This is a genomic window from Rothia sp. HC945 (assembly GCF_051370785.1).
In the GTDB taxonomy this organism is placed as follows: Bacteria; Actinomycetota; Actinomycetes; order Actinomycetales; family Micrococcaceae; genus Rothia.
Genome location: NZ_JBFCSN010000001.1, coordinates 763,673 through 787,283, shown reverse-complemented (window position 1 = coordinate 787,283; position 23,611 = coordinate 763,673). Strand labels below are relative to the sequence as shown.

17 protein-coding genes are annotated in these 23,611 nt (G+C 63.0%); 12 read left to right on the top strand and 5 right to left on the bottom strand.

The features are described 5' to 3' along the window. Positions 1–3 precede the first annotated feature (3 nt). The 7 genes from AB0Y14_RS03420 to secA all read left to right on the top strand — a co-directional run bounded on the left by AB0Y14_RS03420 (position 4) and on the right by secA (position 10,083). Complete coding sequence (locus AB0Y14_RS03420) at positions 4–1,035, top strand: hypothetical protein (RefSeq protein WP_436587842.1); 1,032 nt, start codon at positions 4–6, stop codon at positions 1,033–1,035. Positions 1,036–1,197: 162 nt separating this feature from the next. Next, entirely contained in the window at positions 1,198–1,887 is a 690-nt protein-coding gene (gene mtrA, locus AB0Y14_RS03415; RefSeq protein WP_129314115.1) for an MtrAB system response regulator MtrA, read from the top strand. A gap of 6 nt (positions 1,888–1,893) precedes the next feature. Beyond that, complete coding sequence (mtrB, locus tag AB0Y14_RS03410; RefSeq protein WP_436587841.1) at positions 1,894–3,588, top strand: MtrAB system histidine kinase MtrB; 1,695 nt, start codon at positions 1,894–1,896, stop codon at positions 3,586–3,588. Next, on the top strand, positions 3,585–5,297 hold the full coding sequence (locus AB0Y14_RS03405) for an LpqB family beta-propeller domain-containing protein (protein WP_436587840.1): 1,713 nt from the start codon (positions 3,585–3,587) through the stop codon (positions 5,295–5,297). Before mtrB ends, AB0Y14_RS03405 begins: the two co-directional genes overlap by 4 nt. 95 nt (positions 5,298–5,392) lie before the next feature. Further along, on the top strand, positions 5,393–6,277 hold the full coding sequence (locus tag AB0Y14_RS03400) for a ComF family protein (protein ID WP_436587839.1): 885 nt from the start codon (positions 5,393–5,395) through the stop codon (positions 6,275–6,277). A gap of 130 nt (positions 6,278–6,407) precedes the next feature. Further along, a complete protein-coding gene (hpf, locus tag AB0Y14_RS03395) occupies positions 6,408–7,109 on the top strand; it encodes a ribosome hibernation-promoting factor, HPF/YfiA family (RefSeq protein WP_436587838.1) in 702 nt (233 codons plus the stop codon). A 217-nt stretch (positions 7,110–7,326) separates the two neighbouring features. After that, a complete protein-coding gene (gene secA, locus AB0Y14_RS03390; protein WP_436587837.1) occupies positions 7,327–10,083 on the top strand; it encodes a preprotein translocase subunit SecA in 2,757 nt (918 codons plus the stop codon). Between the two features lie 86 nt (positions 10,084–10,169). On the opposite strand, the gene AB0Y14_RS03385 is transcribed toward secA, so the two are convergent. Continuing rightward, positions 10,170–10,682, bottom strand: coding sequence for an Rv3235 family protein (locus AB0Y14_RS03385; RefSeq protein WP_436587836.1), 513 nt, complete (start codon positions 10,680–10,682; stop codon positions 10,170–10,172). A gap of 516 nt (positions 10,683–11,198) precedes the next feature. Further along, entirely contained in the window at positions 11,199–11,420 is a 222-nt protein-coding gene (locus AB0Y14_RS03380) for a helix-turn-helix domain-containing protein (protein ID WP_436587835.1), read from the bottom strand. A gap of 201 nt (positions 11,421–11,621) precedes the next feature. Here AB0Y14_RS03380 and AB0Y14_RS03375 point away from each other — a divergent pair, with 201 nt between their 5' ends. Next, positions 11,622–13,199, top strand: a complete 1,578-nt coding sequence (locus AB0Y14_RS03375) for a sensor histidine kinase (RefSeq protein WP_436587834.1) — start codon at positions 11,622–11,624, stop codon at positions 13,197–13,199. Between the two features lie 113 nt (positions 13,200–13,312). Here the strand turns inward: AB0Y14_RS03375 and AB0Y14_RS03370 are convergent, their stop codons facing one another. The 3 genes from AB0Y14_RS03370 to AB0Y14_RS03360 all read right to left on the bottom strand — a co-directional run bounded on the left by AB0Y14_RS03370 (position 13,313) and on the right by AB0Y14_RS03360 (position 18,352). Next, on the bottom strand, positions 13,313–13,561 hold the full coding sequence (locus AB0Y14_RS03370; RefSeq protein WP_030014762.1) for a WhiB family transcriptional regulator: 249 nt from the start codon (positions 13,559–13,561) through the stop codon (positions 13,313–13,315). Between the two features lie 348 nt (positions 13,562–13,909). Further along, positions 13,910–14,032: a hypothetical protein gene (locus AB0Y14_RS03365; RefSeq protein WP_436587833.1), complete on the bottom strand. Its 123-nt coding sequence runs from the start codon at positions 14,030–14,032 to the stop codon at positions 13,910–13,912. Between the two features lie 54 nt (positions 14,033–14,086). Further along, positions 14,087–18,352: an FtsK/SpoIIIE domain-containing protein gene (locus AB0Y14_RS03360; RefSeq protein WP_436587832.1), complete on the bottom strand. Its 4,266-nt coding sequence runs from the start codon at positions 18,350–18,352 to the stop codon at positions 14,087–14,089. Between the two features lie 371 nt (positions 18,353–18,723). Here AB0Y14_RS03360 and glf point away from each other — a divergent pair, with 371 nt between their 5' ends. Genes glf through AB0Y14_RS03340 form a run of 4 tightly spaced genes read left to right on the top strand, consistent with a single transcriptional unit; the run spans position 18,724 to position 23,605 of the window. Then, positions 18,724–19,911 (top strand): UDP-galactopyranose mutase, encoded by a 1,188-nt coding sequence (gene glf, locus AB0Y14_RS03355; RefSeq protein WP_436587831.1) that lies wholly within the window; start codon positions 18,724–18,726, stop codon positions 19,909–19,911. Next, positions 19,908–21,941 carry a glycosyltransferase gene (locus AB0Y14_RS03350; protein ID WP_436587830.1) on the top strand — a complete coding sequence of 678 codons (2,034 nt, stop codon included), beginning with the start codon at positions 19,908–19,910 and terminating at the stop codon, positions 21,939–21,941. The genes glf and AB0Y14_RS03350 overlap by 4 nt, the downstream gene beginning before the upstream one ends. After that, entirely contained in the window at positions 21,938–22,804 is an 867-nt protein-coding gene (locus AB0Y14_RS03345; RefSeq protein ID WP_436587829.1) for an ABC transporter permease, read from the top strand. Before AB0Y14_RS03350 ends, AB0Y14_RS03345 begins: the two co-directional genes overlap by 4 nt. Positions 22,805–22,849: 45 nt before the next feature. Continuing rightward, entirely contained in the window at positions 22,850–23,605 is a 756-nt protein-coding gene (locus AB0Y14_RS03340; RefSeq protein ID WP_436588813.1) for an ABC transporter ATP-binding protein, read from the top strand. The last annotated feature ends 6 nt before the right edge of the window (positions 23,606–23,611 follow it).

Here is a 23,611-nt window from a genome sequence, read left to right as displayed (position 1 = left end):
GCGATGCCTGGGAGAACTGATCCGGCGCCGTCTACGCGTCGAATCGTCGCCTCGTCACGAGGCCGCCTTGCGGGAACCGATTTTCACGAGGCCGTGGTTGCGGCACGCGGCGAACTGGGGTCTCCGCACCGGGCGCCGTTTCCGGAGCTCGAAGAGCGAGGATTTGCGGCATCCCGTACGGCTCGTACCGTGTCATGCCTCGCGGAACTGTTCGCGGACGGGCAGCCGTTCGGCTGGCGTCTGACCTCGCGCCCGAGCCACGAGTCCGTGGCCGCAGCCTCACGACTCCGGAGCGATATCAACATACTGGCTGACGTGGTCGGCGCGGAAGGCAGCGGCCACCAGGGGGTGACCGTAGTATCGCTCACCGGGCCGGTGAGCCTGGGTGCGGACCTCGGTCTGAGCAACGGGGAAGCTGTTCTCAGCGATCACGGGGCCCGGCGGGAACTTGCCGAGTCCTTGACCGAAGGAGTTGCCGCACTGTCCGAGGCGCTGAGGACGGCCGTCGAGGGAGAAGCACTGGTGATCAGGTGGCTCGAGCCTCACCTGGAGCACGCCCTGGCCGGACAAATTCCCACATCGAGCGGATACCGCACCTTGCGCGCCGTGCCACGGGCCGAGGCCGACAGGTTCCTCTCCGACCTTGCTGTCGCGTGCGACAACCTCGGAATCGACGCGGTGCTCGACGTCGACGGCCCCCTCCCGGACCCGGAATTCGGGCAGCACTTTCACGGCGTGGCCGCGAGGCCACTCGGTCGGGGGAGCGCCGAGTGGGAAGGCATCGCCGGCGTCGTGGATCGGGGGCAGGAAGCGTGGCTCGGCATCACCGGCATCGGAGACGAGGACCGCACGGTCGATACCGTCCGTTCCTTCTGGCGAACCTGGCGGGATCTCGGGCTGGGGGCGGAGGAGCTGTCTTCCGTCACCATCGAGGAAGCCGAAGATCTCGTGACCCTGTCTCCCCTCAGGGGAACCGAAGTTCACCGGCGGAGCGCGACGGTTGCCGAAGGATTGCTCGACCTGTCGCGTGAATGAGACCACGTGCCCCGACCGTGGATCGGTCCTGGTGCGGCCGCGCGGCTGTCGGAGCGTTGGCCTGTTTCGTCGCGTAATGTTGAAGAGAACAGCATGTCGACCTCAACCTGGTGGTGTTGTACCCGACGCGGTCAGCCTCAGGAGATCTTGAAAGGAGCGCGAGTGAAGGCGCGAATTCTGGTAGTGGACGATGACGAAGCCCTGTCCGAGATGGTCGGCATCGTCCTGACCAACGAGGGTTACGAACCCACGTTCTGCGACGCCGGAGACCGCGCCGTCAGCGCCTTCGAGAGCTACGATCCGGACCTCATCCTGTTGGATTTGATGTTGCCGGGGATGAGCGGCATCCAGGTGTGCGAACGCATCCGTGAGACCTCCGACGTTCCGGTCATCATGCTGACCGCCAAATCCGATACGGAAGACGTCGTTCGCGGGCTCGAGGCCGGTGCCGACGACTACATTGCCAAGCCGTTCAAGCCGGCAGAGCTCCTGGCCCGCATCCGGACCCGGTTGCGGACTGGGGAAACCCGATCCAGTGAACGCATCGATATCGGCGACCTGAGCATCGACCTCGCCGGCCGCGCCGTCACGCGCGGTGAGGACACGGTGCGTTTGACGCCGCTCGAATACGACCTCTTGGTCAACCTCGCCCAGGAACCGGGGCAGGTGCTCTCGCGCGACCTGCTGCTGGACCGGATCTGGGGTTACGATTCCGACGCCGACCGCAGACTCGTGAACGTCCACGTCCAGAGGCTCCGGGCAAAGATCGAAAAGGACCCCGAGAAGCCGGATCTCATTCAGACCGTCCGCGGGGTGGGGTACAAGGCGAACGCCAGCCAGGTGCGTCGATAAGAGGACATGGCAAAGCACACACCACGCAGCGCAGGACGGCGCCTTCTGGGCGCTGTTCCGGCGTTCTTCCGAGGAATTCGCAGACGGCGGCGGGAGTCTCTCCAGTTCTCCGCCGTGATCGTCGCGACCTCGCTCGCCCTGGTGGCGTTCATCTTTGCCGGCAACTTCCTTTCGACCCAGATCGCCAACAGCCTGTTCAAAGAACGCCAGGAGCAGGCCCTGGAGGAGTCGTCGAGCGGTTTCTCCGATGTGCAGAAAATTTTCGACAATGCGGTGGCCTCGGACCAGAACGAAGTCCAGTCGCTCATGCGCGAGACACTCACCATCCTTGAGAACCACGGTGCTGACGCGAAACGTCAGTGGATACTCATCCCCGTGGACTACCACCAGGGTCAGGGATATGTCGGGCCCCTGAGCCAGAACGACTGGATGACGTCGTCCTCCGTTCCCCAGGACCTGCAGAAACAGGTCGCGGCGCAGAACGGTGTTTTCTGGCAGTCGTCCAAGGTCCAGGCGAACGGGGACGGGGCGGAAATCCCGGTCCTCTTCGTGGGTACGAAGGTGCACCTGAACCAGGGCAACGACTACGCGCTCTACCTTGTCTACGATCTTTCGTCCTCCCAGAAGACCCTGGACTACATCCAGCTGGTGATCGTGGCGGGGTTCGCGATTCTTCTGATCTTCGTTGCGACGATCGTCTGGTGGGTGACGCGCTCCGTGATTCGGCCGATTTCCCAGACCGCGCGTTCGGCGGAGCGCCTGTCCCGGGGAGATCTCAACGAACGAGTCGCGGTGAGGGGCGAGAACGAGGCCGCGGTCCTGGGAAATTCCTTCAACCACATGGCCGACAGCCTCCAGGAACAGATCATTCAGCTCGAAACCCTGTCCAAGATGCAGCAAAGATTCGTCTCGGACGTCTCCCACGAGCTGCGGACGCCGCTGACCACGGTCAAGATGGCCGCAGAACTGCTGTACGGGGGCCGGGAGGAGATGGATCCCTCCTTCCAAAGATCCACGGAATTGCTGTACCACCAGGTCGATCGCTTCGAGTCGCTGCTGTCCGACCTGTTGGAGATTTCCCGCTTCGATGCGGGCTCCGCAACCTTGGACTCGAGCACCGTGGACCTCGCAGATCTGGTCGAAGACACCGTGGAGTCCGTCCGGCCCCACCTGGACAAGCAGGGATTGGAAGTGCGGCTCCACGGGACCGAGGAACGGTGCTCCGTGGAGATGGATCCTCGTCGCATCGAGCGCGTCGTGAGAAATTTGCTGGTCAACGCGATCGAGCACTCGGAGGGGCGGCAGATCGACGTCTACATCGCCTGCAACGAGCTCGACGCCGCCGTGGCCGTTCGGGACCACGGTGTCGGCATGACCCCCGAGCAGACTCGCGAAGTGTTCAACAGGTTCTGGCGCGCGGATCCCTCCCGCAAGAGGACTTTGGGAGGCACCGGCCTGGGTCTGTCCATCGCCGCGGAGGACACACGATTGCACCAAGGGCGGCTGGAAGCGTGGGGACAGCTCGAGCACGGCGCGTGCTTCCGGCTGACCCTGCCCAAACGTGGAGGGCGCCCGGCCGGTGACTCGCCGCTGGGGCTCCCGCCCGAAGGCGTACCGGACACGCCCGCTTCGCTCCCCGAGGTCGAGGACCGCGGCGCGGAGGACGAGGGCTCCGAAGGCTCGCAGGAGGACACCGAATGATGAGCGGAAACAGACCTCAGGCTCCCCGGCGGCGTCGGTCGTCGGCCGTACGCGCCGTCGCGTGTGCGACCGCCATCGGACTCTTGGTCGTCGGGTGCGGACGTATCCCGACGAGCGGGCCGGTCTACCACTACAACGAACCCGATTCCCAGGCTTCGTCCACGGCCCCCGCGTTCAACCCTTCGGGCCCGGAGAAGGGGGCCTCACCGAAGGATATTCTCAGCGGCTTCCTCAAGGCCGGGACCGGCGTCGAGAACGACTACTCCGTGGCTCGCGAGTATCTCACCACGGAGCTTGCCGGGACGTGGAAGCCCGAGGATCGGACGCTCGTGCGAAGCAACGACGTCTCGATCGACGCCAAGGACGGCGATCAGCAGGCGACGGCGGAGGTCAACGTGTCGACGTCGATCGACGGGAGGGGCATCGCGACGTCGTACAGGGACCCCGACCAACAGAAGATCACCGCGAAGTTCCAGCAGGTCAACGGGCAGTGGCGCATTTCGGAAATTCCGAATGGAACAATCGTCTCGCGGCAGGAATTCGAGCAACTGTTCCGTTCGTTCACGCTCTACTTCTACGATCCGACGTTCAGCTACGCCGTGCCGGACATCCGCTGGTTCGCCAACCGTTCGACGGTGGCGACGTCGGTTGTGCGCGTGCTGCTTCAGGGCCCGGCACCGTATCTGGAAGGCTCGGTCGTCTCGGCGATTCCGGCGGGGACGAATCTGATGAGGCAATCGGTTCCGGTCAGCAACTCCTCCGCCGAGGTGGGGCTGTCCGGTGAAGGGGTCACCGACGCGAACCAGCTGACGCTCGAAAGGATGAACACCCAACTCGAGCAGACGTTGAAGAGCACGAGCTCGGTCGACAGCGTGCGATTGTCGGTCGACGACAAAGCCGTGGAAACGGGGAAGGTGGCCGACTACCGGCCTGCCTCCGTGAACCCCCAGGTTCCCAGCCCTCAAGTCGGGGTCCTGGATGGGCAACTCGTGACGTACGCTGACGGGCAGTCCCGCAAGGTCTCGGGACTCGAACCGAACGACGTCGAGCCCAGCATGCCGACCATGGACACGGATCGCCGGCTGTACGCATACACGAATTCGGACCGCAACCACCTCGGCGTCCGGTCGACCAACGGCAAGTCGATGGACGCCGATACGGACGAAAACATCACTGCCCCGAGCATCGATGCCAACAAGTGGGTGTGGGCCGGTGGTTCCGAAGGCTCCGTGTACGCGTGGAACACACGAGGCGACAGTCAAGACCCGCAGACTATTGGCGCCGACTGGCTCAAGGGCCAGCACATCCAGTCCTTCAAGGTCTCCCGCGATGCCTCCAGGGCACTGATCGTCACGGGCGAGGGTGACGACTCACGTGTGTGGATCAGCGGGATCAAACGGGACGACCAGGGTGCTCCCGAAAGCCTGGGGGAGCCTCTGCGCGTGGGGACGACCCATAATGCTACTCAGGCCGCGTGGATTTCCGACACCGAGGTCGTGACGGCAAATACCCAAGACGGCAGCGTGCAGACCGTGTCTCTCTCGGGGGACACCCACGATGTCAACGGCCTGTCGGACATCGAGCACATCACCGGTGGCAACGGGCGAGAATCCGTCTACGCGCAGACCGGAGGGGACACGTACATTCTGACGGGAACCTCTTGGACGCGGGTGGATACCAAGGTTCGCGACCTGTCCTACGCGGAGTGAACGAGTCGTCCACAATGGGCCGATCTCTGACGGCCGCACCACACGACAGGCCATAATGGCGTCAATCCATTGATGGGCTGGGGTGTGAGGTGGGAATGTGGCGTGACGGACGGACCTACGACGCCGCTGCCGCGGCGGTCGCCGGTACGCTGACGGACGCCATCGAGGTGATCCTTCCTCAGCCCTGCGCCGTGTGCGGCCTCGGTCGGGGCCCCGTCTGCCGCGTGTGCAGGGCGCTCGTGCACAGATGGTCGGCTGATCCCGTCAATGTTGCTCCGGTGCTTCCGCACTGGCCGTCCGACCGGTTGTGTATAGCTTCTGGTGCCTACCGCCACGAGTTTGCCCGACTCATTCTGGCTTTCAAGAACGGGGGCCGGCTGGACACCGCGCCGGTTCTGGGGCGGGCGCTGGGCCGGGGCCTGGCCGCCCTGCTTCGGCAGGTCGAGGGACAAGGAACGCAGTCCTCAGGAGCGCGGGCCGGGCAGGCGCCCGTGATCATCCCGGTGCCCTCCTCGGCACGGGCCTTTCGACGGCGCGGATTTGTGCCCAGTGAGGTCCTGGCCCGCCGAGCGACGGCCCCCAGATCGGCCCTCAGCGCAATACAGGGCAGCGCACGCTCGAAGGTGGCCCCCGTGCTGATGGCGCGGCGTCGTCCGACGCACGGTGTCCTCGACTCCCGAGTTCGCCGGGCCGTGGGCCAGAAAGGATTGAGCGCACGTGAGCGCTCTGCCAGGGCGGCGTCGTCCATGACGATCGGCTTGCCCGGCCTCGCGGGGGTGATGGGGCTGCGCCCGGATCTGGGCAACCGTCCGTGCATCCTCGTCGATGACGTGGCGACGACCGGATCCACCTTGCGGGAATCGGTGCGAGCGGTCGAGGCTGCCGGCGGCCGAGTGGTCGGAGCCGCCGTGCTCGCGAGTGTTCGCCTACCGGGGAAGAATTGCCCGATGTTCAGCGCGTCACATCCTGCGGATGGGTGACGAAAGATCGTCGGTCGATTAACGTTGAGTCAAGGAGACGGTCAGATCCTCTCCCCGTGAGGCTCGAGGAACCCCGAGCACGGCTCGCAGGCCGGTAAGACCTCACCTCGCCCAACCACGGGAGGTCATCGTGGAACTCAACGTATACGGACGCAACGTCAAGGTTCCGGATCGTTTTCGGGAGTATGCAGAGGAAAAGGTCGAGAAGTTCGAGAAGCTCAACGAGCGCGTGGACGTCATTGACATCAAGGTCAGCAAAGTGGGGAACGGCCCCCAGGCCATGACGGTTGAGATCACGGTCCAAGGAAAGGGTCCGGTCCTTCGCGCCGAAGCGCAGGGCTCGGACAAATTCGCTGTTTTCGAGGACGCCTACTCGAAGCTGCTGGAGAGGCTTCGCAGAGCCCGAGACCGCAGGAAGATCCACCGCGGCCACCACCGGCCGGTCTCCGTGTCCGAGGCCACGGGGTCCATTCCCGTGATCGATGGGTCATCCGGGGGAGAGGTCCCGATCGAGGAAATTGTCCTCGAGAAGAATTCGGACAATGGAGAGGGCGATGCGTTCGATGCGGAATACCCGCTGACTGACGATGTTCCGCCGGTCGAGATTCGCCGCAAGACATTTCCCACAGAGAAAATCACCGTTGACCAGGCGGTGGACAGGATGGAGCTCGTCGGTCACGATTTCTACCTGTTCGTCGACGCCGAATTGGACCAGCCAGCTGCCGTGTACCGTCGCAAGGGTTGGACGTACGGAGTGATCGTCCTGGGCGACGACGCCCCTCCCGAGGGTCTCAATGAGACGCGGCTCTACAAGTCGGTTCCCGAAGGATAATTCCTTTCTCATCACGGCTGACGCGTCGCCCGGGCCACGCGGCCCGGGCGATTCGTCTGCGGTCCACAAATTTGTTCTCTTCTGAGGCAAAACCCAGCCGGCATGTTTACACTTGCGTAGACTGGGCTGTCGAGGTCAAACCTTCGGTTGCCGTCAGGCGAGCCGCGGATGCGGCCGTCGAACTCGGAATCTCATCAGCTACTAGGAGTAAGTGCACGTGGCATCCTTCTTGGAAAAGGTTCTCCGCACAGGGGACAAAAGACTGCTCAAGAAATTGAGAGTCTATGCCGATGCCATCAACTCGTTGGAAGATGATTTCAAGGAGTACACGGACGCGGAGTTGCGCGCGGAAACGGACTCCTTCAAGAAGCGTGTCGAGGAGGGCGAATCCCTCGACGTTCTCCTTCCCGAAGCCTTCGCGGTCGTCCGTGAGGCAGCGAGCAGGACCCTGGGACAGCGTCATTACGATGTCCAGCTGATGGGTGGTGCCGCGTTGCACCTGGGCAATATCGCCGAGATGAAGACCGGTGAGGGCAAGACGCTCGTGGCCACCGCCCCCGCATACCTGAACGCCCTGACGGGCAAGGGCGTGCACGTCGTGACGGTCAACGACTACCTCGCCGAATACCAGGCCAATCTGATGGGCCGTGTATACCGGTTCCTGGGTCTGGAGACGGGTGTCATCCTTGCGCAACAGACCCCAGAGGTCCGCCGCAAACAGTATGAGGCAGACATTACGTACGGAACGAACAACGAGTTCGGTTTCGACTACCTCCGCGACAACATGGCCTGGACCGTGGACGAACGCGTCCAGCGGGGCCACAGTTATGCCATTGTCGATGAGGTCGATTCGATTCTGATCGACGAGGCGCGTACTCCGTTGATCATCTCCGGTCCGTCCGCGGGAGAGGCCAACCGCTGGTACAACGAGTTTGCCCGCGTGGCCAAAACCCTCGTGAAGGATCAGGACTACGAGGTCGATGAAAAGAAGAAGACCGTCGGTGTGCTCGAGAGCGGCATCGAGAAGGTCGAGGACCACTTGGGGATCGACAACCTCTACGAGTCCGAGAACACGCCCTTGATCGGCTTCCTGAACAACGCCATCAAGGCCAAGGAACTGTTCATCAACAACAAGGATTACGTTGTCCTCAAGGGCGAAGTCCTGATCGTGGATGAGCACACCGGGCGCATTCTTCCCGGCCGTCGGTACAACGAAGGCGTACACCAGTCGATTGAGGCCAAAGAGCAGGTCGAGGTCAAGGCCGAGAACCAGACCCTGGCAACCGTCACTCTTCAGAACTATTTCCGCCTCTATGACAAGCTCTCCGGCATGACCGGTACGGCCGAGACCGAGGCCGCGGAATTCGTCAATACTTACGAGCTCGGCATTGCCGTGATCGACCCGAACAAGCCACTGATCCGTAAGGATCAGCCTGACCTCGTGTACAAGAATGAGGTCGCGAAGTTCGCGGCTGTGGTCAAGGACATCGCCAAGCGCCATGAAAAGGGCCAACCAGTTTTGGTCGGTACCACGAGCGTCGAGAAATCCGAATACTTGTCCAAACTGCTGGTCAAGGAAGGCGTTCCGCACGACGTCCTGAACGCCAAGAACCACGCGAGAGAAGCGGCCATCGTCGCTCAGGCGGGTCGCAAGGGCGCCGTGACCGTGGCGACGAACATGGCCGGACGCGGTACGGACATCATGCTCGGTGGCAACGCCGAGTTCGATGCCGTCGACCGGATGACGGAGCTTGGGTACGACTCCCAGGAGCGACCCGAGGAGTACGAGGCCAAGTGGCCCGAGGTCCTGGCCGAGTGCGAACAGGCGGCCAAGCAGGAGCACGATGAGGTCACCGAGCTCGGCGGCCTGTATGTGCTGGGCACCGAAAGGCACGAATCGCGCCGCATCGACAATCAGTTGCGTGGGCGTTCGGGCCGTCAGGGCGACCCTGGCGAATCACGCTTCTACCTCTCCTTGGCGGACGACCTCATGCGTCTGTTCAATGGTGCGGCCGCGGCCCGTCTCATGGCCGGCGCACCGGACGATACCGCTCTGGAGCACCGTATTGTCACCCGAGTGATCGCTTCGGCCCAGAATCAGGTTGAGGCCAGGAACGCCGAGCAGCGCAAGAACATCCTCAAGTACGACGACGTTCTGAACCGTCAGCGCGAGGCCATCTACTCGGACCGAGCCAAGATCCTTGAGGGCGATGACATCCGGGAGCAGATCCAGAAGTTCATCGAAGAGGTCCTCACCTCGGCGATCGAGGACAAGACCAAACAGGGGCATGCCGAGGACTGGGACCTCGAACGCCTGTGGGAGTCCCTGGAGACCATCTACCCCGTGAGCATTTCGATCAAGGAGCTCGAGGACTCGGTCGGTGGGCGTTCGAAGATCACCCAGGAGAAACTCATCCAGGAGATCCTCTCCGATGCGAAGGTCATCTATGAGACCCGTGAGGAAGAGGTCGGTTCCGACGCGATGCGCAACATTGAGCGTCGGGTCGTCTTGTCCGTCATCGGTCGGCAGTGGCCCGAGCATCTCTACGAGATGGACTATCTCAAGGAAGGCATTGGTTTGCGGGCCATGGCCCAGCGCGATCCGTTGATCGAATACCAGCGCGAGGGCTACGCCATGTTCCAGTCGATGATGGATGCGATTCGTGAGGAGACGGTTGCGTACCTGTTCAACCTGGACTTGACCAAGCAACGTACCCAGATGTCCTCTCAGGCCCTGACCATTCCGCAGCAGCCCAAGTTCCTCCGCTTCTCGGCACCGAGCGAGGACGGCGGCGAGGAATCACACGTCGAGGCCAACCCGGAAGAGGATGGCGCGGGCGCGAATTCGTCCGGGACGGATTCGACGCGCGATTCTTCGAAGGGCGGGGAGTCCTCCTCGGAAACGGAGAACCCCGTGTCAGGAGCATCCCGCGGCGCCGGCGCCAAGAAAAAGGGCCGGAAAAAGCGTAAGTAGCCGGCTGGCTCGAGTCGAATCCATCGCTCGTACGGCCAACCAGGAGGGCCGGGACCCGCACCATTCGGGTCCCGGCCCTCTTTTTCCTACCCGATTTCCGCCTGAATGATCTGCCACTGTCCTTTGGGTTTGTGGATGCGTAGGGCCAGAGCCCGGCTTCTCTCCCCGTTGTCCACGACCACGCTGGCCTCGTATTCGTCATTCCCCACCGGAATGGCCCGTACCCGCCGAGGCCTCAGGTTCTCCGAGTCGAACCGTCTGCCCCCGAATGGAGGCTCGGAGACGACGGCATGCTCGGCGGTCTCGAGGTGAGCCCGTCTTTCGATGCGGTCAAGGACTTCCGGATGGACCCAGCGGCTCAATTGGCTCGAGGAGCGTTTGCCCGAGACCACCTCGATGATGGCGACTCCCATGGCACCCGCAATCGCGTGAACGCGGCGCAATTCCTCACGGTAGTCCGTGGTGCGGTTGCGCCACTTGTAGAACGGGGGCGGACCCTCAGGATGTGCACGAGGCGTGCCCCGCAGACTTTCGATGGACAGGACGGTGCCCCTTCTGGTGATTCGCCGTCGTCCATAGTGTTCCGGTCGTGAACTCATCGGAGATCCTTTCGTGATGACAGGAGATTGATGAGGCTCACCCTGCGGGCGAACGCTCAGGGCGTCCCGATCGGTTCGGGACGCCCGCCCAAGTGGTATCTGAGGGGACGACCGCGCTCGTATCGCATTGGATGAGCCCGGTTCGGCCGCCGACCGTGGCGGAACTGTACGGTGCGGGCAGCGAGGGTATCTGTGTACCGGGACCCGGCACCGGAGGCTTGCTGCGGCACCACTGGGACGACGAGCCACGTGGAGCATTTCTCGACACGGATGGTTGGACATGGTTGGTCGGACATGGCGCCGTGGAGAGCTCGTGGCCATCGTGGAAGTCCTTTGATGCCGTTTGATGCGAGTAGATGCCCCTTATATTTACCGCCAGTCCCGCCCCTCGTAAAGACCTGTGGATAACCCGTAAGCGCTCAAAATCAGAGTGTCATGCAATACAGCAAGTGCAACAATAGGCGGTGATTCGCTGATCATGAGAAACCGGGCGGGGCCGTCCGCTCGGGCGGGCTTTCAGGTCTGGTCGGCGTGCTGGGACCCCGTGACTGCGGCCGACCGGCGGTAGGCCTCGGCGATGTACTCCTCCAGGACCGCACGCTCGACGCGCCATTGTCCGCGGCCTCCCACCTGGATGGCCGGCAGCTCGCCCGAACGGACCATGGCACGTGATTGTGACACCGAGACGTTCAGGATCTCGGCGACGTCGACCAGCGTGAGAAAGCGTTGCGCGACCATGGGGGAAATCCCTTCGATGAGAAGTCTTGTGGTTCCGAGTCCATTGCTGAGGTCGTGTATATCTCGGGCCGTGCCGTCCGGCAAGTCGCTGGTTGCAATCGCCAGGCGGTCCGGAGGCCGGACTGCGGACGGGCGAGGACAGGCGCGGTGCTGGGCACCTAAGATGGAGGCTGACCGCCAGATTTCTATCCCGAGGACGACATGACGCTCGCAGAACCTCTGCTCAAGACCGGCGAATTCGGCCCGGGGGATTCGGAATGGCTCCACCTCCTGGTGGGCGACTGGCAGATGATCGCGGATCTGGCGCAGGGGGACCTTGTCCTCTGGTTCCCGGAAAAGTTCCTGTCGAGCGAGAGGAGCGGGCGGGGGCAAGGCGGCCCGGCCCCGGACGCGGGGTTCTCCGGTATGGCGCACGTCCGGCCCTCGACGACGCAGACTGTGTTCCATCGGGACATGGTCGGGTTGCGGATGAGCACACAGGTCGAGGCGGCAGCTCGAGCGTGCTGGTTCGACCAGGCAACACAGTTTTTGGACCGCGTCGACTGGAACGCGGAGTCGACCATGAGGGTCGTGCTCTACCCGCTGGTTCGCAATGGTCGCACCGTGGCTCTGCTCTCCCTGCACCACGGTGAGCAGTCGGGGCGCATGCAAGGTCGGCTCGACACGGTGTTCCGGGAAACCGCACGCGAAATACTCAGCATGGTGGCTCGAGGTGCGTGGCCGGACTTCAGCTCGTCCAATGAAGCATCGCGGGGCAATCCTCGAGTCAGCGATGGGGTGATCCGGTTGGACGCGGAGGGTCGAGTCACTTTCGCGTCCCCGAACGCGGTTTCGGTCTATCGGCGTCTCGGGTTTGCCGACGCTCTCACGGGCAATTTGCTGGCCGAGCTCACGAGGGATCTGCTTCCTGCGGCCGAGAAGGCGGACGAGACCCTGCCCCTGGTTCTGACGGGCCGCATGCCGTGGCGGGGGGAGGTCAGCACAACAAAGGTCAGCATCACTTTCAGGGCGGTCCCGCTGAGGCGTCAGACCCGTCGAGGGGAAGAGCGATTCGGCGCGCTTCTCCTGTGCCGTGATGTGACCGAACTGCGTCGTCGGGAACTTGAGCTCATGACCAAGGACGCGACGATTCGGGAGATCCACCACAGGGTCAAGAACAACCTGCAAACCGTCTCGGCGCTCCTGAGGCTTCAGGCACGCCGTATGTCATCGCCCGAAGGAAAACAGGGGCTTGAACAAGCGATGCGGCGCGTGGCCACGATTGCCATGGTGCACGAGGCGCTGTCCCAGGGGCTGACCCAGAACGTCGATTTCGACGATCTGATCAACCGGCAGTTCCACCTGGCGGCGGAAGTCGCTTCCCCCGGACAGGCAGTCTCTACGGAGATGACGGGGGAGTTCGGGCACCTCCCCAGTGAGCTGGCCACTCCTTTGGCGCTGATCATCAACGAAGTCGTCGCGAACGCGGTCGAGCACGGGTTGGACGGAGAATCCGGGACTGTCACCTTGGACGGTCAGCGGACCGAGACGGGCGAGGGGCAGGAGCTCGTGGTCACGATTGGGGACAACGGCGTCGGCATGGGCGTCAGCTATATCGAGGAGTCCGGGGTCTCTGCGTATCGCCCTCCGTCCGACGGCGAGGGATTGGGCATGCAGATCGTTCGTACGCTGGTGGCCAGCGAGTTGAAGGGCTCCATCGTGTGGCGCCCGCGTGCAGGCGGTGGGACGGAGGTCGTCATCACGGCCCACATCCCCGAGGGCTCGGTCGACAGAGCATAGCGCGTGCGGCGGTCCTGAACTGTAACGCCTGTCTGCGCGAGAAACGCCCCCGGCAGAAAGGATCTGCCGGGGGCGTTCGCTCCCTGAGGAGCGCTGAGGATCTGTTGCAGCGCCTAGGAGGCGCGACGGGCGCGAGCAGCGCGGCGCTTCAGGGCGCGTCGCTCGTCCTCGCTCATTCCTCCCCAGACTCCCGAATCCTGGCCGGTTTCCATGGCCCACTGCAAGCACGTGTCCATGACGGTGCAGCTGCGGCAGACGGCCTTTGCCTCTTCGATCTGCAGGAGGGCCGGACCGGTGTTCCCGACCGGGAAGAAAAGCTCAGGGTCCTTTTCGAGACAGGCTGCGCGACTGCGCCAATCCATCGATGCACGCTCCTTGTTTCACATGTGATGCCTCGCCCTGAGCGGCCAGTGCGGACCCCAGGGCGAGTGATACAAATAAAGAGCCCCCAAGATCAGGGGGCTTGTCCGAGAACTGTTTAAAGGTTCGCACGTAAACTTCTCGTGAACAAGGGAAACCAGCGACAGGTTGACGCCACACGTGATGTTTTATCTCACCCGCGGCAGTGCTTGACACGGAAAGTGTGTCCCGCGCCATAGATAGGATCCGGTCCCGAAATCGGTGCGACAGGGGAGGCTGGATGACCTCGTTAGAATGAGGTTATGACTGACACCCCCTCGGACCGTACCCGGCCTGATGCCGGGCCCGAATCACCCTCCTCGCAGCGCCCGTCTCTGCCTGTTGTCGTACTGGCGGTACTCGTTGCGCTCGAGGGTCTGGGGCTGGTTGTCGCCGGCTTGGTGCAGACCGTCGAGGTCTTCTTCCAGGACCACGCGATGCCTTTCGGGGCCATCGTGATCATGTCGCTTCTCTACATCGGATACGGCCTATGGCTCCTCGGAGCTGCCCGAAGCGTCACGAAGGGGAGCCTGTGGCCGCGGGCCCTCATTTTGCTCACCCAGGTCTTCCTGATTGTGATCTCGATGCAAATGATTTCCGTGTGGGGCCTGTTCCTGGCGCTGCTTCCCGTGGCCTATGGGGTGCTCGTGGGGATTCTGCTGTTCAGTTCTCCGGTCCAGAACCATCTGTTGCGGGCCAACGACCTCCCCGCGAGACGCTGACCGGAACGAATGCCGGGGCACGGGTCCTCCTCGCCGAACAGCGGGAATCCTGAACCTTGTCCAAGATCCCCGTTCCACCAGGAGGCCTTCCGTCTGGTCGAGAGCCAGTCTGTGCGGAGGAACCGGTTCCGCCCGGAAGCTCGCGCAGCCATGACTGAGCGGACCCACGAAGATCGCGGAATGTGCACTGCGGATTGTTTCGGTCCATGGTGAGGCGACGGTGGCGGAAGAGTCCATCGGAAAAGTCATGATGCACGCGTCGTGAGAGGCAATGATGTCCGCAATGATGTGACGAGGCGCCACCGTCCACGCGGGAACATTCCTCACGACGGCCAAGCAGGCACCCGCTCCGGTGATCCTCTTCGAGTCCGGCTCCGCCGGCTTCGCGTGCCGGATGTTGTCCGGGGGACCGAAAACTCTGAGCTGAAGATGTGGATTGAATGCTTCCAGCGCGTCGATCAGTCTCTGCTCGCCACCGGACGTCGAGTAGACCAAGGCGGTACCTTCCCCTTGGTGCACCTGGGCTCTGCATTCCTCGAAGAGTGGGGATGAGACCCCGAGCAGAACCTCCGTTGTTCGGGGCGATTCGGACGTGGCGGTGGACTCGTCTGCCGGGTCGTGAAGCGCCCTCGACGGATGGGCACGGCCCCGCCCCGCATCGCCGGACGGAGTCCAGGACAGCTCCGAGTCGAGCCTCCTGAATCGGGGCAGCTCGCACATGTCTGCTGGTGGAGTGCGGCGTGAACGACGCATTCGGGCCGGACTGCGGTCGGCATCGTCTTGGGCGAACATCCTGCTGACGGCCTCGGAAAGCTTGTTGAACAAGGATTCGGGCGGGGCGTTGAGACCCACGGGACCGCGATTTTCACACACCCGTCCGTCCACGATCGACAATTCGGCAAGGATGTCCAGGCTCTCGCGGGGGTGTGCCACCCTGAATTCATTGCTCTCGGGACGGTGCGCAAAAACATGGGATGAGCAGTACGGTCTCAGCTCCGGCGGGACCCTCTTGGTGCCGAGCAGGACCAGATCACACGGTGCGTCCCCGGCGGTGAGCAGCTTCAGGATCTCGGCGCTCAGATCGTATCCTCGTGACAGAAAATCTTCGAGGAGCCGGTCCAGTCCCTGGACGATCACGAGCGGACCGGGTCGGTTGCCCCCTGAGATGACGGTCTCCAGACACCGCAAGACTTCGAGAACGAAGAGAGGGTCGTCCAAACCTGCGATGCCTCGGAGGTCCGCACCAGCGTGACGAGCACTCGAGCACACGAGCCGAGTCGCCTCGTCAGCGGCAAGCACGTACACCACGGACGAGGCGTGGGTAGCGGACAGGACCAGACGTGCAACAAACGCTCGTTGCTGAGGAACCGTTCCAACCACTTCGAGGACTCCGTGGTCGCGCGCTCGCCAGAACAGGGGACCTTGCCATGCCTGTGCCGGCGCCTCTCCGAGGCCGAGGAACAGACCGGACGGATACTGGCCCGGATCCGTACCGATCGGCGGGGGCAGAAGGCGCTCGGAGCAATCGACCTGCGTGGATCGGGGCGGGACGACGAGGCGCAGGGGGACCCGCCCTGGGTGACGAAGGTCCCCGAAGCGAGCAATATCGTCGCCTATCAGGGCCTCTGGGGGAGCTCCTCGAACGACCGGGTCGCCCGGGGGAGAAGGCGTTTGGTCCTCGACGATGCGCGGTCTGGCAGGAGGCAGGGCCGGCAAGCGGTCCACGAACCATGCGCGGAATCCAAGGACGACGCCGTCCGCCTTGACGAGACCGAGTCCAGGACCTCCGGAGGGCAACGACGCAGCCTGTGGCGTCCCGATCACGCTGATGGAATCCGCATCCGAAGCTACGCGAAAACAGACATTCACTGAGACATTCGCCCGGATGTCGGGGGAGATGGCTCCTTGGGGCCTCTGGGTCGACATGATGAGGTGAAAACCAAGCGATCGGCCCGTCGTCGCAATATGGAGGAGCCGGTCCATGGCTCGGGGAAATGAGTCCACGAGCACTCGGAATTCGTCCACGACCACGGCGATCTCGGGGAGCACCTCCTCCGGGCCAGCCTTCGTCGCACAGCGCTCGAGATATTCGATCCAGGTGCGGGCGCCCACCGTGGCAAACAGAGCTTCCCTGCGGCGCAGCTCGGCGCGCAGAAATGCCAAGTCCCTCAGGACAGCTGTTTCATCCAGGTCGGTCAGGGTCGCGTGAACATGTTTCAGCCGGGACAAGGGGCCGAAACTCGCCCCGCCCTTGAAATCGATGAGCACGAAACTCAGTCGTTCGGGCGGATAGCGCAAGGCCATACCCAGCACGAGGCTCCTCAGGAACTCGGATTTTCCTGATCCGGTCGCCCCCGCGATCACGCAGTGTGGTCCGACGTCGTTGAGATCGATCACAAGGGGAGTGCCCGAAGCCGGCGCCCGCCCGAGGTCCGCGTGCAGAGCGCGGTCGAAACGCGTCCTGTTCCACCGGGTCGGGGCCGTTTCCACGGCCAGATCTTCCCGCGATGACATGAGACAGACCGCGTCTCCACGCGCCGACCCATTCGAGAGGGGTCCCTGAGCGAGGAGTTCGAGCACGCCCGAGGCCGGGACGTCCGGGGAATGGCATTCGAGACTGGACCCGTTCGAAAGGCCCAGGCACCGTCCGCCCGCATCGCCGTGCGGTACCAGCCTGAGGCCCCGCTGTGTCGGTACGATCACTATTCCTCGCCAGCCCGGGCCGGCGGGGACCGGATCCGTTTCCACACCGACATAAACCGTCCACAAGGCGGGCATCGAATCTTCCTCGCCGGCACGGACCCCGCGGCGCACGCAGGCCAATTGCAGGACGGCGCCGGTGCGTCCTGAACCTCTGCCGGAAGCCGAGACGCAGATGCGGCCCCAGCGACGCAAGAACTCGGCGCAGATCGTGCAATCCCCGGCACACCCGGCCCACTCGATCGAGAGATGCTCGGCGAGGGCGTGCCCGATGAGCGCCGGCAGACCGTCGGTACGCACGCCGTCGCTCATGACCAGGACATGCGGAAGAGACAAGCTGGTCACCAGCGGCATGTCCTTGACCCGGGGACCGGGTGATGGCGTATTCGGCGAGATATGCAGGTGGCGGCTCCCGCGTCCCCAACGAACCCAGAGCTCGTTGCCCATTGACGTGGGGGATGCCGTATCTTTCGATTCATTCAGCCCGGTCGGCAACGTGCCTTCGATGCGGCCCACCGCGTCGGCCAGCCTGAGGCCTACAGGAGGGACCGCTTGCGCGAGGACATCCAGCTCCCTGACCCGAGCCTCATGCAGACGACGACGGTTCCGTGCCGCTCCACCGCCTCTCGTGAGCCAATGAGTCCCACTGACCAGTGCGCTCATGGCGCCGAAGAGCATCATGAACCACATGCCCCACAGCCACGCGGCCACGGCGCCGAAGGCAACCGGCATCAGGCTCGTCGCGAGCATCAGGGACCAGCCCTGGGAAGGATCGGCAAACCGGACGTCCTGGGCCGGGATGGGGCTGTGTGAAGCAGCGCGGGTGACGTGCCGCTGCGTGTCCTCGACGACCAGCGAGGATCCGTGGATCCCGAGACGGTGCCCGGGCAGGATCCTGATGCCACTGAGACGGCCCACGGGTCGAAGGGTCACGCTCTCTCCGCTGACGGAGAGGAAAGCCGCACACGGCGGCAGGTGAGGGTTTTCCAATCGGATCTCGACGTCGTCACGCCCGACACCGTGGGTCCCTCGACCGATGCGTGCCCTGAAACCCGCCCCGAATCCCTCCGTGCACGCGATGGACAGTCTGGCCGTGTGGTCGCCGTCCTCGGCGAGCGGACGCGCCCGGACCACGGCTCCGTCGACCAGTGGGGCCGTTCCGAGGCTCGTTCTGTCCAGGGGCAGGTCGCCGATGTACCACGAAGCATTCCAGCCGACGCGCTCGCTGAGAATTTCTCCGACGAGTGCTCCCGCGGTCCCCGCGCGGCCGGAGATCCTGAGGGGCCAGCTGAGGGATGTCTGAGGATCGAACACGGCAAGAGTCAGTTCCATATGCTGATTGAATGCCGGTGAGGCATGAATGGGGGATGACATCCTGGCGAGGGAGCGAGATTGTGCATTTTCGCCCCGCAATCCCCGAGAATTCGGGACTGTGGATGAACCGGCTCATTACTGCACGTCGGAGCCCGGATGAAATTCATGCTGACCATCCGCTGGGGATCGAGGCAAGTTTCCTCGCCGTGTTGTAGCTTGGTAGGTCGGGACTCCCGGTGAAGAGGTGTGACGGACCGGCAGATGAATGGTCGTCGCGTGCTTTCTACTAGGATCACAGTCGAGAGGTCCGTGCCCGCACCCCGGTCGGGAACGGACAGGTCAGTCGGGGCCTCCCTCGGGCACCGGCTCAAGAGCAACAGGAGTTTTGCGTGAACGCAGATCTAGTGGTCGTAGGATCTGGTCTTTTCGGATTGACCATCGCCGAGCAAGCGGCTACCGAGTTGGGACTCAAGGTTGCCCTGCTTGACCGTCGCTCGCACATCGGCGGAAACGCCTACAGCGAGAAGGAAGAGAAGACGGGGATCGAGGTCCACCGGTATGGTGCTCACCTGTTCCACACGTCCAATGAGCGGGTCTGGGAATACGTCAACCGGTTCACTCAGTTCACCAACTACGTCCACCGCGTCTACACGCGCCACAATGACGAAGTCTTCCCCATGCCGATCAACCTGGGGACCATCAACCAGTTCTTCCGTTCGGCCTACAGCCCGCAGGAAGCTCGCGACCTGATCAAGGAACAGGCCGGAGAACTCGCCGGAACGGACCCGGAGAACCTCAACGACAAGGGCATCCAGCTCATCGGACGGCCCCTCTACGAAGCGTTCATCAAGCATTACACCGGCAAGCAGTGGCAGACGGATCCCAAGGACCTTCCGGCCTCGATCATCAATCGCTTGCCCGTCCGGTATACCTACGACAACCGCTACTTCAGTGATACTCACGAAGGACTGCCGGTCGACGGATACACGGCCTGGCTCGAGCGCATGGCCGACCACCCCAACATCGACGTCCGTCTCGACACCGATTTCTTCAACGACAATCACGAGTTCTCACGGTCCAAGGTCCTGGGGCAGGTGCCCGTGGTCTATACCGGCCCCGTGGACCGGTACTTCGACTTCGCCGAGGGCGACTTGTCGTGGAGGACCATTGACCTGGAAGAAGAAGTTCTGCCGATCGAGGACTTCCAGGGGTGCTCCGTCATGAACTACCCGGATGAGGGCGTTCCCTTCACCCGCATCCACGAATTCCGCCATTTCCACCCCGAGCGCGACTACACCAAGGACGCGACGGTCATCATGCGGGAGTTCTCGCGCTTCGCCGACAAGGGCGACGAACCGTACTACCCGATCAACACTGATCTGGACCGCCAGAAGCTTCTGAAGTACCGGGACCTGGCTCGCGGGGAGAAGTCCGTCCTCTTCGGCGGACGCCTCGGCACCTACAAGTACCTGGACATGCACATGGCCATCGGCTCGGCACTGTCCATGTTCGACAACAAAATCAAGCCGCACTTCCAAGGCGGGGCCAAGCTCGAAAGCGGGGGAGTCGACGCATGAGCAATCATCTGACGGAATCCAAGCCCGAAATCATCAAGACGCTACAGCGTGTCATCTTCCCGCCGGCTGAACAGATGGACACCGTTCCGCTGTACGTCGACTCCGGTCAGACGGCGGGCGTACAGCTGTCGACCATGAACGGTGCCCTCGGAACCGATGACTCGCTTCCCACGGGAAAGAAGAAGTCCTCGGACCAGGACAGCTCGGGGTCCTCGTCGGCCTCGTCGGAAGCCCACGCGGAAGATTTCATTGACCGGAGATCGACCCTGATTCGCGCAGGCTCTCGCCTGTCCTTCGGGACATACTTCAACGCCTTTCCCGCCTCCTACTGGAAGCGGTGGACGTGTATCGATGACATCCGGCTGTCCGTCCATACTCAGGGCGAAGGCACGGTCATCATCTACAAGTCCAACGCTCGCGGATCGCTCCAGCGGGTGGACTCGCGCCGGGTGGCGGGCAAGACCCATTCGACCTTCGACCTTCCCCTCAAGCCCTTCGGCGACGGCGGCTGGTACTGGTTCGACCTCATTGCGGGCAATGACTCGCTCACTCTGGAAAAGGCGGACTGGGAGGGATACACGGACGCCACGTTGGAACCGGGCCGGATCACCCTCGAGATCACCACGCTGAACAAGCCTGACTTCTGCCTCAACAACCTCCGGTCGCTGGCACAGTCTCCCGAGGCCATGGACGCGATCGAAGAGTTGCTCATCGTTGACCAGGGCAACAAGAAGGTCCAGGACGAGGAAGACTTCGAAGAGGTCGCGGCGAGCCTCAAGGGCAAGCTGCGGATCATCAACCAGTCCAATTTGGGCGGTTCGGGCGGGTTCTCCCGCGGAATGTACGAATCCGTCCAGAACGGCAGCGACTACGCGCTGCTGTTGGACGACGACGTCGTCGTCGAGCCCGAGTCGATCATCCGGTTGCTGACTTTTGCCGACCTGTGCCGCAAGCCGACCATCGTCGGTGGGCACATGTTCGACCTCTACAACCGCACGGTGCTCCACACCTTCGGCGAGATCGTCAACACCTACCGGTTCCAGCCTGACCTGCCGCACGAGGACCAGACCCTCGGCCACGACTTCATGAAGTCGAACCTGCGCAGCACCCCGTGGCTGCACCGCCGAGTGGACGTGGACTACAACGGATGGTGGATGGATCTCATCCCCACCAAGATCATCAAGGAGCTCGGGCTCGCGTTGCCCGTGTTCATCAAGTGGGACGACGCCGAATACGGGCTCCGCGCCAAGCGGGCGGGCTACCACACGGTGTCGTTGCCGGGTGCCGCAGTGTGGCACGTGTCCTGGATCGACAAGGACGACCTGGTCGGGTGGCAGGCCTACTTCCATATTCGTAACCGCATCATCGCGGCACTCCTGCACTCGCCGTACGAGCGTGGCGGCCGGCTCTTGCGGGAATCGTCCTACGCCGACGTGAAGCATCTGATCTCGATGCAGTACTTCACCGAACACGGTCGCATCATGGCCTTGCGCGATGTGCTGGCCGGTCCGGACCGATTGCACGAAATCCAGCCCCAGCGGCTCCCGGAGATTCGAGCACTGACCAAGCAGTACTCGGACGCCCAGTTCAAGGAGGATATCGAGGAGTTCCCCGAACCCCACATGAACAAGCCTCCGCGCAACGGCCGGGGATTCAAGGCACCGTCGTACAAGACGCTCGTTCCCTGGGCGCTCAAGACGGTGACCAAGCAGCTGGTCAAGCCCGTGGACGAAGAAACCCACGAGCATCCTCAGGCACACATTGCGCACCAGGACAACCGTTGGTGGCGTATGTCCCAATACGATTCGGCCCTGGTCTCCAACGCGGAGGGCACCGCCGTGTCGTGGTACCGTCGCCAGCCGGAGCAGTTGCGCAACAAGCTTTTCGAAGCGACGCGGCTGCACGCCGACATCTTGCGGAACTGGCCTTCCCTGAGGAAGCAGTATCGTGAGGCGGCATCCCGCATCACATCACTCGAAGCCTGGAAACAAACCTTCGATCAGCATACGGATTCCGAACTCAAACGATGACCACAGAAATAGCCAACAGAGACTTCCGGAGGCCCGGCCGTGGCCGAGGCATCCTGGACGTCCCCAAGCACACCTTCCTCCTCCGACTCCTGGTGGACAAGGAACTCCAGGTCCGTTACCGGGGCTCGATCCTCGGCATTCTCTGGTCCTACGTCAAGCCGGGCGTGCAGTTCATCGTCTTCTATCTGGCCCTCGGCGTGTTCCTGGACCTCAACAAGAATCTCGAGAACTACGCGGTCTACCTGTTCTCCGGAATCGTGCTCATCAACTACTTCGGTGAGGCCTTTGGGAACGGTGCCCGCTGTTTCGTGGGCAACGGTGACCTGATCAAGAAGATCTATCTGCCCCGAGAACTGTTCTCGGTCTCGACCATCGGGGTGGGTCTCATCCACTTCGCGCCGCAATTGCTGGTCCTGTTGATCGCGGACTTCGTGGTCGGCTGGCACCCGAACCCGATTCAGGTCGCGTGCGCCGTCGTCGGAATGTGCATTCTCACCGCGTTCGCCTACGGACTGGGGCTCATCTTCGGCGTGGCCAACGTGTTCTTCCGGGACTCGGAGAACCTGGTGGATCTTCTCCTGATGGTCCTGACCTGGGTGTCCCCGATCATGTACGCCTGGGAGCGCGTGGCCGACAAGGCCCCGGAATGGCTTCTTCACCTGTACCTCGCGAACCCGATCACGGTGTCCGTGGAGCTGTTCCACTACGCCTTCTGGTATCCGACCCTGGAATACGAGTGGCACGTTCCCCCGCATCTGCTTTCGTTGTGGACGCCACTTGCCGTGGTCATCGCCATCGTCACCGTCGTTGTCGGCGACTTGCTCTTCCGCAAGTTCGAGGGCAACTTCGCCCAGGAGCTCTGATTCATCGTGTCTTGGCTCGACAATGATCCTGAACTCTCGAAGCCGATGCCGCCGTACGTTCCCTCGACGGAACCGGTGGTCATCAAGATCGACAACCTGGTCAAGCGCTTCGTTCTGCGGCACACAAGATCGATGAAGGAAGCCTTTGTCTGGCTCCTCAAGGGGCGCAAGGGCGACCTGTCGGAAAAGTTCAACGCCCTGGACGGGGTTTCCCTGGACATCCACGAGGGGGAGAGGGTCGCCCTGCTCGGGCTCAACGGCTCCGGCAAGTCCACCCTGCTCAAGCTCATCTCGGGGGTCATGCACGGCGACCAGGGAGACATCCACGCCCGCGGTCGGATTGCCGGCCTGATCGAGGTCGGCGCCGGATTCCACCCGGACCTGACCGGGCGCGACAACGTCTACCTCAATGGCGCGATCCTGGGCATGACCAAGAGCGAGATCGACGAGAACTTCGACTCGATCGTGGAGTTCTCCGAGATCGAGCAGTTCATCGACACCGAGGTGAAGTTCTACTCCTCAGGTATGTACCTGCGGCTGGCCTTTGCCGTGGCGGTGCACACCGACCCCGAGATCTTCCTGGTCGACGAAATTCTGGCAGTGGGAGACGAACCCTTCCAGAAGAAGTGCATCAAGAAGATCAAGGAACTCTCCCAGCGCGGCAAGACGCTGATCGTGGTCAGCCACGATCTGGACATGGTCAAGCGCCTGTGCGAACGCGGCGTGGTGCTCGAGAACGGAAAGATCGTGGAGGACGGCGACATCCGTGACGCCGTCAGCCACTTGCGTCCCGACGGGTAGATCACC

Coding starts and splice junctions, on each gene's coding strand:
- AB0Y14_RS03420 (WP_436587842.1), top strand. CDS start 4: ATGCCTGGGAGAACTGATCCGGCGCCGTCTACGCGTCGAATCGTCGCC.
- AB0Y14_RS03340 (WP_436588813.1), top strand. CDS start 22,850: ATGCCGCCGTACGTTCCCTCGACGGAACCGGTGGTCATCAAGATCGAC.
- AB0Y14_RS03345 (WP_436587829.1), top strand. CDS start 21,938: ATGACCACAGAAATAGCCAACAGAGACTTCCGGAGGCCCGGCCGTGGC.
- mtrB (WP_436587841.1), top strand. CDS start 1,894: ATGGCAAAGCACACACCACGCAGCGCAGGACGGCGCCTTCTGGGCGCT.
- AB0Y14_RS03400 (WP_436587839.1), top strand. CDS start 5,393: ATGTGGCGTGACGGACGGACCTACGACGCCGCTGCCGCGGCGGTCGCC.
- AB0Y14_RS03370 (WP_030014762.1), bottom strand. CDS start 13,561: ATGGATTGGCGCAGTCGCGCAGCCTGTCTCGAAAAGGACCCTGAGCTT.
- AB0Y14_RS03385 (WP_436587836.1), bottom strand. CDS start 10,682: ATGAGTTCACGACCGGAACACTATGGACGACGGCGAATCACCAGAAGG.
- AB0Y14_RS03360 (WP_436587832.1), bottom strand. CDS start 18,352: ATGGAACTGACTCTTGCCGTGTTCGATCCTCAGACATCCCTCAGCTGG.
- AB0Y14_RS03380 (WP_436587835.1), bottom strand. CDS start 11,420: ATGGTCGCGCAACGCTTTCTCACGCTGGTCGACGTCGCCGAGATCCTG.
- AB0Y14_RS03405 (WP_436587840.1), top strand. CDS start 3,585: ATGATGAGCGGAAACAGACCTCAGGCTCCCCGGCGGCGTCGGTCGTCG.
- AB0Y14_RS03350 (WP_436587830.1), top strand. CDS start 19,908: ATGAGCAATCATCTGACGGAATCCAAGCCCGAAATCATCAAGACGCTA.
- AB0Y14_RS03375 (WP_436587834.1), top strand. CDS start 11,622: ATGACGCTCGCAGAACCTCTGCTCAAGACCGGCGAATTCGGCCCGGGG.